This window comes from Paenibacillus sp. V4I3, assembly GCF_030817215.1.
In the GTDB taxonomy this organism is placed as follows: Bacteria; Bacillota; Bacilli; order Paenibacillales; family NBRC-103111; genus Paenibacillus_E.
In genome coordinates, this window is the sequence record NZ_JAUSZA010000001.1 from 5,951,698 (window position 1) to 5,966,761 (window position 15,064).

Annotated in this window: 13 protein-coding genes; all 13 read right to left on the reverse strand. The window is 45.9% G+C overall.

Features of this window, described 5'->3' with window-relative positions; translation table 11 throughout:
* Positions 1-71 precede the first annotated feature (71 nt).
* The 13 genes from tatC to spoIIP all read right to left on the reverse strand — a co-directional run bounded on the left by tatC (position 72) and on the right by spoIIP (position 15,011).
* Positions 72-794 (reverse strand): twin-arginine translocase subunit TatC, encoded by a 723-nt coding sequence (gene tatC, locus QFZ77_RS27735; protein WP_307444416.1) that lies wholly within the window; start codon positions 792-794, stop codon positions 72-74.
* Positions 795-797: 3 nt separating this feature from the next.
* On the reverse strand, positions 798-1,025 hold the full coding sequence (locus tag QFZ77_RS27740) for a twin-arginine translocase TatA/TatE family subunit (protein WP_307444417.1): 228 nt from the start codon (positions 1,023-1,025) through the stop codon (positions 798-800).
* 106 nt (positions 1,026-1,131) lie between these two features.
* Positions 1,132-2,805 (reverse strand): PhoX family protein, encoded by a 1,674-nt coding sequence (locus tag QFZ77_RS27745; RefSeq protein ID WP_307444419.1) that lies wholly within the window; start codon positions 2,803-2,805, stop codon positions 1,132-1,134.
* Positions 2,806-2,998: 193 nt separating this feature from the next.
* The gene (gene dnaJ / locus QFZ77_RS27750; RefSeq protein WP_307444422.1) at positions 2,999-4,114 is read right to left on the reverse strand and encodes a molecular chaperone DnaJ; all 1,116 of its coding nucleotides are present in this window, start codon (positions 4,112-4,114) and stop codon (positions 2,999-3,001) included.
* A 150-nt stretch (positions 4,115-4,264) separates the two neighbouring features.
* Positions 4,265-6,103 (reverse strand): molecular chaperone DnaK, encoded by a 1,839-nt coding sequence (gene dnaK / locus QFZ77_RS27755; protein ID WP_307444425.1) that lies wholly within the window; start codon positions 6,101-6,103, stop codon positions 4,265-4,267.
* A gap of 69 nt (positions 6,104-6,172) precedes the next feature.
* Positions 6,173-6,757, reverse strand: coding sequence for a nucleotide exchange factor GrpE (grpE, locus tag QFZ77_RS27760; protein ID WP_307444428.1), 585 nt, complete (start codon positions 6,755-6,757; stop codon positions 6,173-6,175).
* 60 nt (positions 6,758-6,817) lie between these two features.
* Positions 6,818-8,359 (reverse strand): TCP-1/cpn60 chaperonin family protein, encoded by a 1,542-nt coding sequence (locus tag QFZ77_RS27765; protein ID WP_307444429.1) that lies wholly within the window; start codon positions 8,357-8,359, stop codon positions 6,818-6,820.
* Positions 8,356-9,384 carry a heat-inducible transcriptional repressor HrcA gene (gene hrcA / locus QFZ77_RS27770; protein WP_307444431.1) on the reverse strand — a complete coding sequence of 343 codons (1,029 nt, stop codon included), beginning with the start codon at positions 9,382-9,384 and terminating at the stop codon, positions 8,356-8,358. The genes QFZ77_RS27765 and hrcA overlap by 4 nt, the downstream gene beginning before the upstream one ends.
* A gap of 111 nt (positions 9,385-9,495) precedes the next feature.
* Positions 9,496-9,969 carry an N-acetyltransferase gene (locus QFZ77_RS27775; RefSeq protein ID WP_307444433.1) on the reverse strand — a complete coding sequence of 158 codons (474 nt, stop codon included), beginning with the start codon at positions 9,967-9,969 and terminating at the stop codon, positions 9,496-9,498.
* A gap of 158 nt (positions 9,970-10,127) precedes the next feature.
* The gene (gene hemW / locus QFZ77_RS27780) at positions 10,128-11,279 is read right to left on the reverse strand and encodes a radical SAM family heme chaperone HemW (protein WP_307444435.1); all 1,152 of its coding nucleotides are present in this window, start codon (positions 11,277-11,279) and stop codon (positions 10,128-10,130) included.
* 100 nt (positions 11,280-11,379) lie between these two features.
* Positions 11,380-13,194, reverse strand: a complete 1,815-nt coding sequence (lepA, locus tag QFZ77_RS27785) for a translation elongation factor 4 (RefSeq protein WP_307444437.1) — start codon at positions 13,192-13,194, stop codon at positions 11,380-11,382.
* 73 nt (positions 13,195-13,267) lie between these two features.
* Positions 13,268-13,663 carry a DUF3679 domain-containing protein gene (locus QFZ77_RS27790; RefSeq protein WP_307444440.1) on the reverse strand — a complete coding sequence of 132 codons (396 nt, stop codon included), beginning with the start codon at positions 13,661-13,663 and terminating at the stop codon, positions 13,268-13,270.
* A 118-nt stretch (positions 13,664-13,781) separates the two neighbouring features.
* Positions 13,782-15,011, reverse strand: a complete 1,230-nt coding sequence (spoIIP, locus tag QFZ77_RS27795; protein WP_307444444.1) for a stage II sporulation protein P — start codon at positions 15,009-15,011, stop codon at positions 13,782-13,784.
* Positions 15,012-15,064: the final 53 nt, after the last annotated feature.

Consider the following 15,064-nt stretch of genomic DNA (forward strand, 5'->3'; position numbering starts at 1 on the left):
TATGCCACAAAAAGAAGATGACCGCCTCTCTCGCAGACGGTCATCTTTTATACAACATTCAGATATCTTATTCATTTTTGCTGCCTTTTATAAATCAATTTGGAAAGGGTCACGCTGATTTCATACAACAAGAATAGGGGAATGATGACTAGAATGTCCGAGATGATATCGGGTGGCGTTATGGTTACAGCGGTAACCGCCAACACAAAATAAGCTAGTTTGCGCATTTTAGCCATTCTTTTCGGTGAAAGCACACCAATTTGCGTCAGGAACATCACGACTACCGGCATTTCAAATAAAACACCGAACGGCACCGTCATATTCACCATGAACGTAAAGTATTTCTCAGCCGTATACATCGTTTCGAAGTTTCCGGCCATCCCTTCCAAAAAGGAATATACCATCGGATAGATGATAAAGTAACCGAAGCAAACCCCGATTATAAACAGCAAAGCTAAAGCTGGTATAAAAGCAAGGGTCGCCTTATATTCATGAGCACGAAGCGCAGGCTTTACAAAGAGCCAAGCTTGCCATGCTAAAATGGGCATCGTAATAGCTATAGCCAAAACACCGCTAAGCATGAAATATACCCAAATGACATCGGACGGAGCGAGTATCGTAAGCTTACCTTCTACATCACGTACTAGCCAACGATATACGTCTTGAACATAAACAAAAGCGACGCAAAACGAAATAAAAAAGGCGACAAGCGTAATAATAATTCTTTTGCGCATTTCCTCTAGATGTAAGACAACGGATCCTTGCTTAATGGAAGTGTTCACCGCGCTTAACATTGTTTAATTTTTATCAGCTGCAGCTACATGCGGCTTCAAATCTTCTACTTTCTTCTGTTCTTCTTTTTCTTCCTTATCTCCGTTTAACAGTTCGCGAGTTCCGTTCTTAAATTCACTTAACGTACGACCGAAAGCACGTCCTAGCTCAGGCAATTTGGAAGGTCCAAAAACAATAAGAGCAATGACCAGAATAACAATAAGTCCGCCTACACCGATATTTCCGAATGGCATATGAATGATCTCCTTTTAAGTAGATAGCTACTGATTAGATGAAGATCCCCACCATGCAGTGGGGATTTTACAATTTCGTTTTTGGACTGCTTACCTACTACATGCACTAACCAAGTTTGAATCCGCTGATTGCAACTACGCCACAGCGAGGTATTGTATCACCTGAACGGTGTGGCCACATGCTTGTAGGCTTAGCCAAATCAGTAGTCAATTCACCTGGATGCTGGATGGAAAGGAACAACGTTTGTTCATTCGGCGTAAAGAATGGGCCTGTCATTTCACTTTCTGCAGGTCCTGAGGCAAACTGCAAGGCAACACCCTTGCTTGGACCTTTGGTTGGGATAACGAATAATCCATTGTTCATAAATGATGAGAACACGCCTTTATTATGGCTGCTTGAGGAAATGTCTGTAACAACCCATAAATTTGCATTTGAATCGAATGCTAGATTGTCAGGTGAGCTGAAGCCGGATTGGCGGCCTCCAGCTGCAAATATCTCAAAATCAAAATCTGTTGCTCCAAGATCATTATCCTTCTCAAAAATTCGTGTGATATGACCATGAATATTACCGTGGGCATCATTGTTCGTATGGCAGATAAATACGGTGTTATCGAATGGTGAGATCTCGATATCTTCCGGCCGATCCGTAGGCATGCCACCAAGAATAAGAGCAGCCTCATGACAGTATGTAACAACATCACCTTGGTTTTGGAATTTCTTTTGCAAATCTTCCCTTTTGCCGCTTATACCAGCCGGATTTTTGAACTTCTCATTGGCCAAAGCTTTAGTAACAGCTTCGATCGTCACTGGAATCCATTTGCCGGATTTCAAGTTAGCCACATATAAGGTACCTTCAGATAACAAAGCGGAATTACCGCGACCCAATGCTGCTTCATATTTGTATTTGGAAATAAACTTGTACACACAAGCGTCTTTCTTGTCATCTCCCATATAAACAACAACACGTCCGTCTTTAGCAATTCCCATAGCGGTGTTTTCATGGTTGAATCTACCTAATGCCGTATGTTTCTTCAAGAACGTACCGTCGAATGGATCCACTTCGATAACCCAGCCATAGTGCGTTTGAGGCAATCCAGCTGATTCAGCAGTTTCAGTGAAGTTTTCTTCACAAGACAAAACCGTATTCCATAAAGTAACTCCGCCGGAGCAGTTGGCAAAGGTCCCTTGTACTGTGTTTGCGTTATTTAATGCCGCAATACCTTTGGCAGGACCAGTAAGTTCAAATTTAGTGAAACCGTTAATTCGACGCGCATATTTAGAAGTCTTGTCCATTTTCCATGTGCCGGTCTCATCTTGGAATACTTCAATGACGGACATTCCTTGATAATAAAGATCTTTTTCAATTTGTTCTTTCGTAAGCTTACCGTCTTTTACCGGGCCTACTGAGAAAATGAGGGAGTATTCATGATTTGTTGCCAACAACCCGCGTGTATTCGATCCGTTGATCGGGAAAAAGGCATTATAATCTGCGCATTGACCAAACTTATCTCCTGCACTGTTAATCACATCGTCGAATGCTGCAACTACATCGTATTTGTAGCCCTTCGGCAATATCAGTTTATCTTCTTTAGATGCCGCAATCGGTTCGAAATAACCGCTTACTTTGTTGGTCCCGAAACCAAACAAGTGGTCTGCAGTTGGCGACATAGCGGATGCTTTGCCTTCGAGAGTACCTAGTCCTGCAGATGCTGCTGCTAATGCGGCAGCTCCGGTACCGAGGTAAGATAAGAACGTACGGCGGTCAATATTTTTTTCCATTGATATGTACAACTCCCTTAGAAATTTATTAGACTTCTAAGACAAGCTTACGTTGTGAACATCAACACAGTGTTTTGCTCATTTAAATATTTTGTAAATGAAGGAATAAATAAAAAAAACACCCCACATGAAACTTTCAACAGATTAATCTCTGTGAAAGCTCTGTGGGGTGTTTCATACTTCTCGATGGCTATTAATCGCCTAAGAAGGCTCTTTTCATACGTTCAAATATCGATTGATTTTGCTCAGAAGTATTTTCCCCGCTTTGTTTACCGAACTGACGGAGTAAATCCTTTTGATCTTCGGTCAGATTCGTTGGCGTCATTACAATGACTTTCACGTGCTGATCACCTTGACCGAAGCCGCGAAGGTGAGGAACCCCTTTACCTTTTAAGCGGAAATACGTATCGGTTTGGGTACCAGCAGGAATTTTGAGCTTAACCTTTTCAGTGAGCGTTGGAATCTCGATCTCATCACCTAACGCTGCCTGCATGAAGGTTAATGGAACTTCACAATAGACGTCATTGCCTTCACGTTCGAAGAATTCGTGTGTTTTCACACGAATAACGACGTAAAGATCGCCCGCAGGACCTCCACGAGTTCCGCCTTCACCTTCGCCGGATACACGCAGTTGTGCGCCATCATCAACACCAGCAGGAATCTTGATGTGGATGGTACGCTGTTTTTTCACCTTACCAGCGCCATGACACGTTCCGCATTTTTCTTTGATGATCTTCCCTTGGCCATTACACGTCGTACAGACACGACGGTTAACAATACGGCCAAACGCCGTATTCTGTACCACTTCCTGCTGACCGCTGCCGTGACAACCGCCGCAAGTTTCTGGCTTCGTACCTGGCTTAGCACCGGATCCGTTACACGTATCACAATTTTCAGTTCGAGGAATATGGATATCGGTTTCTTTCCCGAAAATCGCTTCTTTGAACTCAACCGTCATTGTGTATTGCAAATCATTTCCACGCTGCGGAGCATTCGGGTTACGACGGTTTCCACCGCCGCCACCGCCAAAGAACATATCAAAAATATCCCCAAAGCCGCCGCTGAAGTCTTGGCCACCCATGCCCTGATTAGGATCAACATGACCGAAGCGGTCATACTGAGCTTTTTTCTGATCATCGCTGAGTACATCATAAGCGTCTTTCGCTTCTTTGAATTTATCTTCCGCATCTGCGGCTTTGTTCACGTCAGGGTGATACTGACGTGCCATTTTACGGTAAGCCTTCTTGATATCATCTTGCGATGCATCTTTGCCTAGCCCAAGCACCTCATAATAATCACGTTTACTCATTGTTCCACTCCCATGTTCAAGACTACAAACGGAAAGTCAAAGCCACGGAGAAACTCCTGTTGGCTTTGACTCATACGTTTTCATTCAAATAAGTGTTTAAAAAATGGCTTTCAAAGTCAACTTTTTAAACTTCATCTCAATAGGATATGATTATTTTTTGGGTTCGTCAACAACTTCGTAGTCAGCGTCGACAACATTTTCTCTGCCTTTAGGGGCTTCGCCAGCACCAGCATCGCCTTCAGCACCTTGTGCCCCAGCAGCTTGCTCATACAGCTTCACGGAAAGTTGTTGAATGACTTCTGTCAACTCTTCTGTTGCTTTTTTGATCGCTTCGAGTTCATTACCAGCTAGTGCAGCTGTTACTTTCTCTTTTGCAGCGTTCGCTTTGTCGATCTCGCCTTGGTCTACTTTATCGCCAAGATCTTTGATCGTTTTGTCAACGGAATATACGAGTTGATCCGCTTCGTTGCGAGCTTCTACAAGCTCTTTACGGATACGGTCTTCCTCAGCATGAGCTTCCGCATCTTTCACCATTTGTTCAACTTCTGCATCGCTTAAGCCGCTGGAAGAAGTGATCGTGATTTTTTGGCTTTTGCCAGTTCCTTTGTCGAGTGCAGACACGTTAACGATACCGTTCGCATCGATATCGAAGCTAACTTCGATTTGTGGAACGCCACGCGGAGCTGGAGGAATATCACCAAGCATGAAACGGCCTAGTGTTTTGTTCCCGCTAGCCATCGAACGCTCACCTTGAAGCACGTGAATCTCAACGCTAGTTTGGTTATCTGCATAAGTGGAGTACACTTGTGATTTCGTTGTAGGGATCGTTGTGTTGCGGTCGATCATTTTCGTGAACACACCGCCAGCTGTTTCGATACCAAGAGAAAGTGGTGTTACGTCAAGAAGAACGACGTCTTTCACTTCACCTGTCAATACACCAGCTTGAACAGCTGCACCAAGGGCAACAACTTCATCTGGATTAACGCCTTTGTGAGGCTCTTTTCCAGTTAATTTTTTGATCGCTTCAACAACCGCTGGGATACGTGTGGATCCACCAACAAGAACTACTTTATCGATTTGGCTAGTGGACAAACCGGAATCCTGCAGTGCTTGACGAGTTGGTCCAAGTGTTCTTTCAACAAGACTAGCGGAAATCTCTTCGAACTTCGCACGAGTTAGGTTCAACTCCAAATGCTGAGGAACGCCGTCAGCTACTGTAATGAACGGCAGGGAAACGGTTGTTGTCAGAACGCCGGAAAGCTCTTTTTTCGCTTTTTCAGCTGCATCTTTCAAACGTTGTACCGCTGCTTTATCTTTGGAAAGGTCGATGCCTTGCTCTTTTTTGAATTCAGCTACGAGGTAATCGATGATGACTTGGTCGAAGTCGTCGCCGCCAAGCTTGTTGTCTCCACTTGTTGCTTTAACTTCAAAGAAACCATCGCCTAATTCAAGGATGGATACGTCAAATGTACCGCCACCAAGGTCATAAACGAGAATCGTTTGATCTTCTGTTTTTTCCAAACCGTAAGCTAGTGCTGCTGCAGTTGGTTCATTGACGATACGAAGAACTTCAAGACCAGCAATTTTACCAGCATCTTTTGTAGCTTGACGTTGGCTGTCATTGAAATAAGCAGGAACCGTAATAACGGCTTGAGTTACGGTTTGACCAAGGTAAGCTTCAGCATCAGCTTTCAGCTTTTGCAGAATAATAGCTGAGATTTCTTGTGGTGTGTAATCTTTGCCATCGATGTGTTCTTTGTGGTTAGTACCGATGTGACGCTTGATGGAGCTAATTGTTTTGTCTGGGTTTGTGATTGCTTGACGCTTTGCTGTTTCACCAACTACACGCTCGCCATCTTTCTTGAAACCAACAACGGAAGGGGTTGTACGGTTACCCTCCGGGTTAGGAATTACGACGGCTTCGCCGCCTTCCATTACGGCAACGCAAGAATTTGTTGTACCTAAGTCAATACCAATTACTTTACTCATGTAAAGCTGCCTCCTTTTGCTCCTATGGAACATTTCGTTTATTTGAATGTTGAGAAAAAATAAGATCTCTTACACGCTAACTTTGACCATGGCAGGTCGGATGACTTTATCTTTGAGGATATAGCCTTTTTGCAGTTCTTCTACCACGATACCTTCTTCGTGCTCTTCGGATTCAACCTGCATAACCGCTTGGTGGAATTCCGGATTGAACGGTTGACCTACGGAATCGATCGGTTTAAGCCCTTCTGCTGTTAGCAGTTGATCAATGCCGCGGTACGTCATATCCAAACCTTTCACCAAAGCGTCGAAATCCTTCGTCTCTTTGCTTGAAGACAGCGCGCGATCGAAGTTATCTACAATCGGTAAAAGCTGTTCAATCAATTTAAGCGAAGCGTATTTCGCGAAATCTTCCTTCTCCGCTCTAGCGCGGCGGCGGAAGTTGTCGAAGTCCGCTTGAACGCGTAATAAACGCTGATAGTTTTCTTCTGCTTGCATACGCGCCGTATCCAACTCGCTAACTTCTTTGGTTTCCTCAGAAACCTCCGCTTGCGAATCTTGGCTCACCGCTTCTTGTTGTTCAGCGGCTTGCTCGCCTTCGGCTGCGTATGTAGTGTTCACGTCTTGCTCGGCTGTTTTGTTTTCTCCAGTACTCAATTGTCCTTCACCTCCTAAACATAATACATCATACTCTCTCTGACGTCAGTTTGCCCATCTTTAGGCCTCTTCAAAAGGCTGTTTCATCTTAATAACCGTATGAATGCGCAGCACAGCGGCAGCAACTTCTCCAGCCGCTTGCAGAGCGTGAATTTTCACATCAGCTGGATCCACAATACCTGCTTCTAAGAAGTCAGTTACTTGTCCGGTATCGCAATCGATACCGAGACTGTCGGTTTCCAGCGCAATCTGCGCGGCTTTCAGCTCTTCAACCTTCTCGAGCGGATTGTAGCCCGCATTGACGACAATCTGGGCCACTGGCTTGCGAAGTGCCCCTGCGACAGCGGCAACACCGAAGCCTTCCATGCCCTTCATCGTCTCACGGACGCGCTCGAGATCATGGGCGACCGCCATCTCCGCGGCGCCGCCTCCGGGCAAGTACCCGCCGCGCACAGCGGCTTGAACCGCTGACGCAGCGTCCTTCGCGATGCGCGAGCGCTCGTGCGCCGCTTCGCGTGTCGCGGCGCCGACGATCACGGTCACGTGCTGCTCACCGTGACCGCGCGCTACGCGCACGCGCTCCAGCCGCTCGTCGTACGCGGCATAGCCCGCGTGCCCGAGGGCGGCGCCGAGCTCCGGCGCGCTCTTGCGCAGCGCTGTGCGCCGCACCGGCCTAGCGCCGGTGTGCTCGCTCAGCAGCTGCATGTCCCTGCGGGACAGCCGCTGCAGCACGATAATGCCATGGTCGGAGCAGAACTGCTCCGCCTCTGGGTCAACCCCGCGGTCTGATGCAATCAGACCGACGCCAAGTTCCAGCAGCGAGCTTAGGCTGCTGCGGAACTGCTCCCGCAGCTGCATGTAGCGCTGGAAGCCTGCCTCGGTGACCAGCGCTTCTTCGCTGACCGTCTCAGGCTCCAGAGCATCATGCAGCACGAGGATTCGAGCATCGCGCAGCTCGTGCTCGAGATGCAGGTTCATCGGCTTCTGGTTCAGCAGAATGCCGGTCCATACCTCGCTGCTCGCCTCTTCGTGGGCGAGCACGCTGTCTGCGAAGCGGTAGCCGTCTTCGCGGAGCTTCGCCTCACCGACCGCTTCGGCTGCCTGAACGATGAGCTTTGCGATGTCCGCTTGCTCCCTACCGGCTGTGATAGCAATGCGCTTCAGCGCGCTATCACCTAAACCGACAATCGCGCGGCTTCGGCTTTGTAAGCTTTTTACCGCCAGCTCGATGCCTTGCAGCATTCCGCTGACGACTTTCGCGACCGGTACACCGCGCGTCACCTGAGCGACGCCTTCTTGCACCAAAGCTCCGGCAAGAACCGTTGCCGTCGTTGTACCGTCGCCGATTTGGCGCTGCTGGCTGCGTGCGACCTGAATCATCAACCTGGCCGCGGGATGGGTGACGTCCATTTTTTCCAAAATTGTTACACCATCATTGGTAATAATGACTTCACCCTGCCCACCAACTAACATGGTATCGAGACCTTTGGGTCCAAGTGTCCCCTCGACTGCAGAACAAATCGCTCTTACAGCGGCAGCATTGTTGACCAGCGTAGAGTAACGTTCCTCTCCCTCGCTATGAACTGTTTTCATTCCGCTCATTTGCCATACCAACGCCCAAGGACGACTTCAAGATGCTTCGACAAATGCTCCATTAAGCTAATGACCCTGCCGTATTCCATTCGGGTAGGACCCAAAATCCCTATCGTTCCAAGAGGCTTATCACCGATTGAATAGGAAGCCGTTATTAAGCTGCAATTATTGATAGCTTCAATACTATTTTCAGCACCAATTTTAATCTCAATGCCTTCATTTGACGATGTAAACAATTTGATAAGGGTTGGTGCTTCTTCCAATAAATCAAAAATGCTCTTGACTTTGTCAACATCTTTGAACTCGGGTTGAGTCAGCATATTCGTCATACCGCTTAGGAAGACGCGATCCTTCTCATTACTTTGAAGTACACTTTCCACAACCGCAAGAAGCTCTTGATACCCGTTCACATATTTGCTTAACTCGCTCGAAATTTCATTATAAAGCCTGGATTTAAACTCTATCAACGGTACATTTTTAAGCTTTGCATTCAGAATATTAACGACCTTCTCGATCTCAGACATCCGTATGCCTTCAGGAATGGAAACTGTTTTATTCTCCACATGACCCGTGTTCATAACAATAATGGCAACGGCTGTCGTCTCTGTAAGTGGGATAATCTGTAGGTGTTTCAGCGTTGTACTGAATACCTCAGGGCCAAGCACGATCGATGTATAATTCGTAAGACTGGAGAGCATTCCCGCAACATGCTGGATCACACCTTCCATCTCTTGAATGCGTTCGGCAAAAGCACCCTTCATGGAGTCCAAATCGTTATTATGCAAAGTACCGTGTTGAAGAATATGATCGACATAATAGCGATAACCTTTGTGCGAGGGTATACGACCTGCGGACGTATGGGGCTGCTCCAAATAACCCATTTCTTCGAGATCAGACATCTCGTTACGGATCGTCGCCGGACTGAATCCGACATTGCCCCGCTTCGAAATACTTCGCGAACCAATTGGCTCTGCTGAACGAACATAATCATCAATGATAGCACTTAAAATCATGCGCTGACGCTCCGTCAACATAAGGTACCCCTCCTCTTCACAAATCACTATTTGCCACTTTCGTTAGCACTCGTATTTAGTGAGTGCTAAATCCTAATACAAAAATAACAGACCCTAAGGTCTGTTGTCAAGTCAATCCAAACGTTTAAGTACGGCGATTTCGTCGCAGCAATACTGTTTTTTGCAATGCATACAATCTTTCCAAACCTTCTCTGGGAAAATCTCTTTGGGCACGAGGGTAAAGCCGTTTTTTTGAAAAAAAGCTACTTCATACGTGAGCGCCATCACTTTAATAATTCCTTGGCTCCTTGCCTCTTCAACTAAGAAGTTCACAAGTTTTCCGCCGATTCCTTGCCCCTTGTAGCCTTGGGTCATCCCAAGTGAGCGAATCTCAACAAGATCAGGCCCAAGTTGTGTAAGGGAGCCGCAGCCAATTAGCAAGCCATCCGATTCAGCGACAACGAAAGTGTCGATCTGCTCCTCCAGCATCTCTTTGCTCCGTGGCAGCATAATCCCCTGCTTGGCATAGCCTTGTATAATATCATGCAGCTTCTCAATATCACTTATCGAAGCTTTTCTAACGGACACTGTAGTTGATAGATTCACTGTCATCCCACCAATCGCAACAAAATGCATAAAACCCACGCTAGCGCCACTACGGCTTTGCCGCTGATTCGCTTGTGGATTCATGTATAAATATACAATAAACCGTATATTTGCACAAGAGTTTTTTGCATCAAAACAGGTCTCTCTATGTTACCCGCCTAGGCAAGGAACGAAGCAAAGACTTCGTTGCCAAGCAGGATGCCATGTTTGGACAATCGATACCCATCCGGCGTTTGTTCAAGCAGCTGTTTTCGCAGCCAGCCATTCAAGGTTTCCCCGAATTGTGATTCGATGGTGATTCCGAATTGATCGATGAAATCCGCGTTCCGTACACCTTCCAGCAATCGCAAACCAACCATCATGAAGTCTTCCATAGCTTCCTGCCGAGTTACCTCAAATTGTTCCATGATCGGCAAGCCTACCTTTGCAGCATCGATATAAGGTTGAATTCCCTTCACGTTCACATGACGCTGGCCATTCATATACCCATGAGCCCCTGCACCAAGTCCATAGTAGGAACGATTCCGCCAGTACATTGAGTTGTGTCTGCTCTCTCGACCCGGTTTAGCGAAGTTGCTGATTTCATATTGCTTATAACCCGCTGTCTCTAACCTCCTCATGATGAGTTCGTACATATCGACTTCCTCATCTTCACTTGGAAGAGGCAGTTGATTCTTATTGAACAATGTGTGAAACAACGTGTTCTCTTCTACTTTCAGGCTATAGATGGAGTAATGCTGCAGATCCAGAGATAAGGCCTCATCTAAGGTAGCTTGCATGATATCCACGGTTTGTTTGGGAAGTCCGAACATCAAGTCAATGGAGAGGTTATCGAAACCTAGCTTTTTGGCATTCGCGATGCTTCTATGAACGTCATCTGTATTATGAATACGCCCAATCGCGGCAAGCAAATCATTATTGAAAGATTGCACACCGAAACTGATTCGATTGACGCCGCCTTCTTTCATAACAGCCAGCTTATCTTCATCCGTCGTACCTGGGTTTGCTTCCATCGAAAACTCGACTTCCGTGCTGTCTGCTGGGAAATACGTACGAACCATGCGCAGAAACCGCTCCATTTGATCAGGAAGCAGTACAGTTGGTGTTCCCCCGCCTACGAAAATCGTTTCCACCTTAACCGGTGGGTTATTCCTAACCGTAAGTTCCATCTCGCGCTCAAGTGCATCCAGATACTCCATAACGGGTTGGCCTTTGAGTACATAAGAGTTGAAATCGCAATAATGGCATTTGTTTGTGCAAAAAGGGATATGAATATACACAGCTGTTGGGGCCGTATAGGTTACTAACATAGGGGTATTTCCTTTCTATTAAGAAAAAGCCAAGGGGCAGAGTTACTCTGCCACCCCAGCTTCTCATTCATTTCAATCTATTCTTCGATTTCATTTCAATCTATTCGTCGATTTTAAGAACAGCCATGAACGCTTCTTGCGGCACTTCTACACTGCCGACTTGCTTCATGCGTTTCTTACCTTCTTTTTGCTTATCAAGGAGCTTACGTTTCCTTGAAATGTCACCGCCGTAACATTTGGCGAGTACGTTTTTACGCATCGCTTTAACCGTCTCACGCGCTACGATCTTTTGTCCAATCGCCGCTTGAATCGGCACTTCAAACATTTGCCGCGGAATCAGTTCCTTCAGCTTATCGCAAATGATTTTACCACGATGATACGCGGTATCACGGTGAACGATGAAGGAGAGAGCATCCACTTGCTCAGCATTCAAAAGAATGTCCATTTTCACAAGATTCGATTTCTTGTAGCCAGATATTTCATAGTCAAATGAAGCATAGCCTTTTGTTCTTGACTTCAACATATCGAAGAAATCATATACGATCTCGGATAATGGAATTTCGTACGTTAGTGTCACACGATTAGTATCCAGGTACTCCATGTTCATATATTCACCGCGTTTGCCTTGGCAAAGCTCCATAATCGTTCCCACGTAATCATTCGGAACAATAACCGATGCTTTGACATAAGGCTCTTCAACGAAGTCAATTCGCTGTGGATCTGGATAGTTCGATGGATTATCGATTTCCATTACATCGCCATTCGTTAATGTGATGCGATATATAACGCTTGGCGCCGTCGTAATTAACGGAATATTGAACTCACGCTCAATCCGCTCCTGAATAATTTCCATGTGCAGCAGACCTAAGAATCCGCAGCGGAAGCCAAAACCTAAAGCTGTAGATGTTTCCGGTTCAAAACGTAGAGAAGCATCATTCAGCTCCAGCTTCTGCAAAGCTTCGCGCAGATCGTTGTAATCCGTTGTTTCGATCGGATACAGTCCGCAGAACACCATCGGGTTGATCCGGCGGTAGCCTGGCAGTGCTTCAGGCGCCGGGCGATCTGCTTCCGTGACCGTGTCCCCGACTCGTGTATCTCCTACATTTTTGATACCGGCTACAACGAATCCAACATCTCCGACTTCAAGGGAAGGAACGGATGCCATTCTCGGTTTGAAAGCCCCGACTTCAATAACTTCAAACACCTTGTTCGTGGCCATCATTTTGATTTTGGAGCCCGCTTTAATCGAACCATCAACGACACGCACATAAACGATAACACCTTTGTAGCTATCGTAATGGGAATCGAAGATCAATGCTTTCAGCGGATTGTCCGGATTTCCTTGCGGAGCCGGCACTTTCTCACAAATTTGCTCGATGATCTCTTTAATCCCAATACCGGCTTTCGCGGAAGCATGAACAGCCTCGCTGGCATCTAGTCCGATAACGTCCTCGATTTCCTGCTTCACTTTGTCAGGATCAGCACTAGGTAGATCGATTTTATTGATAACAGGTAAAATTTCTAAATTATTTTCCAATGCCAGGTACACGTTAGCCAGCGTTTGCGCTTCGATACCTTGTGCAGCGTCTACAACCAGCAGCGCACCTTCACAAGCGGCAAGGCTTCGGGAAACCTCATATGTAAAATCTACATGTCCCGGTGTATCAATTAAATTAAGAATATAATCGACGCCGTTGTCAGCACGATAAGCCAATCTAACCGCCTGAAGTTTAATCGTAATTCCGCGTTCCCGCTCCAAATCCATCTGGTCCAGCACTTGCTCCTGCATCTCACGCGATGATAGCGCGCCCGTATATTCCAGTATGCGGTCGGCAAGTGTTGACTTGCCATGATCGATATGAGCAATAATTGAAAAGTTGCGAATTCTTTGTTGTCTTTCTCGAATGTCCGTCATGCTAAAGACTAACCCCCACTACATGCAAATAATTTTCATTATAGCAGTTGTGGGAAGTTGCAGCAATGTACCCCTAACCTTTCCCTAAGATAGCATCAAACAAGGACACGAATAACTTAATCCCATGATGCGATGCAATCTGCAAAAAGTCCCCTAATTTATTCCCGACATGATTCAATGAATTATCGTGATCAGCAACCGGTTCCGACTTCTTTTCAGCCTCTGGTTTCGCGGCAGTCTTAGCTTTCGCTGCTGCGTCTCCTTTGGCCGCCCCAGTTGGTGACGCTTTGACAGTGGTCACTTTCCCTGGTGGCGTCTTCACAGCGGACTCTTGTGCAGTTTTAGAGGATGGCTGAGGTCCTTGAATGCGTTCCATACCGCTCGACGCCAAGCTGACTCCGAATAAAATACAGAACAACAGCAAGAGTCCAAACAAGCCTACTTTGATATAAAAATGCCTCAGCCTCATTTTGAGTTCCTCCTTAGAGTTTTCGTAAGAAAACTGGCATCGTAAGCATTAACTAAGTTTTGCTTTAGCAAAACTGGCTTCGAAAGCATATGCTTAGAGTTTTCGTTCGCAAACTATTCTACGATTGCTTAGGGGTAACAACCGGTGCATCCACTTTCTTCGCGTTCAAAATCACCTCTGAAATAGCTTCTGCCAACCAATCTGTTGTTCGATAGCACTCTTCGAGTGAATTGTACGGACCGCCGACTTCAATCAATATATTATTAGGCGAAAAGTTCTGATTATATAATCCGTTGCCTTCACTGGCTTCTTTTGCATGAATTCCTTTGGATATGCCGGGATGCTTGGCTTCTAACGCTTGATGAATCTTGCTCGCGAACTCCTCATTCTTTTTCCAATTCGGATTTTTACCGCCGATGATGAAATACACCTGGGCATAATCTTTGCCGTCGAAGGTTGCGGTCGTTTTATTGCGTGCAGCAGAATCCCTATGAATATCGAAATAATATTGCAAATCCGGATGTGAAACAGCAGCTTCCTGCAACGTTTTCAAGGAATATTTGTAGGAGTACGGATATTCGAAGTTTTTGACTGTACTTGGATAGACCGTCTTGGAATGTACGGCACCGATACCGTCCTTCTCCAAATTTTGCGCTAATCTTTGACCTACGGAAATGATATTCACCTTATCGCTATAAGCCTTGTCAGGATCCGTAACACCTCTTAACTCCGGCAAAAAAGACTCATTGCTATGTGTTTGATAAATGAAAGCTATATTATCACCCGCAGTTCTTGGCGGTTGTCCAGTTGCGTTTGTAATCGGGGCTGCACCACCCACAGGTGAGGGTTCTGGTGATGGAGAAAGCTGAGGATTCTTCGCCTCTGCCTCTAGATACTGGGAGTTTGGACTGTAATCAATAGGATCACTGGGATTCGTTTCTGTCCCTTTTACCAAGACCGTCGTTTTATTCGCATCCATACCAGGAACTTCACTAGCCACGAGACTCTTGGGATCGCTTGGATTAATGTCCGTCATGAACTGAAAAGCGAAATGAAACACATTATGCTGAGAAAATGTAAATTTCTTCTGATCTTTATGTAGATGAGGCACTTCCATGCCCAGCATATCGATAAAAAATTGATTCGTGACGGAAGCAGCTAAGCTCTTCATTGATGAAACTGGCGAGGTCGTCATGACTCTATTTTGTAAGAAGCCGCCTACGCCAATAAGAACAAATAAAGCTAAAGTGCCGAAACTGAGTATAAAAAATGTTTTTCCGACGGAACTTGCGCTCTGAAACGTTTTCCGAACATGGCTGAGATTCAAAGTAGCTGATGTCCATTTCATAGTTTGATTCCTCCTAATCTATCTTACTTCAATCTATGAAACGAGCTCCTTCG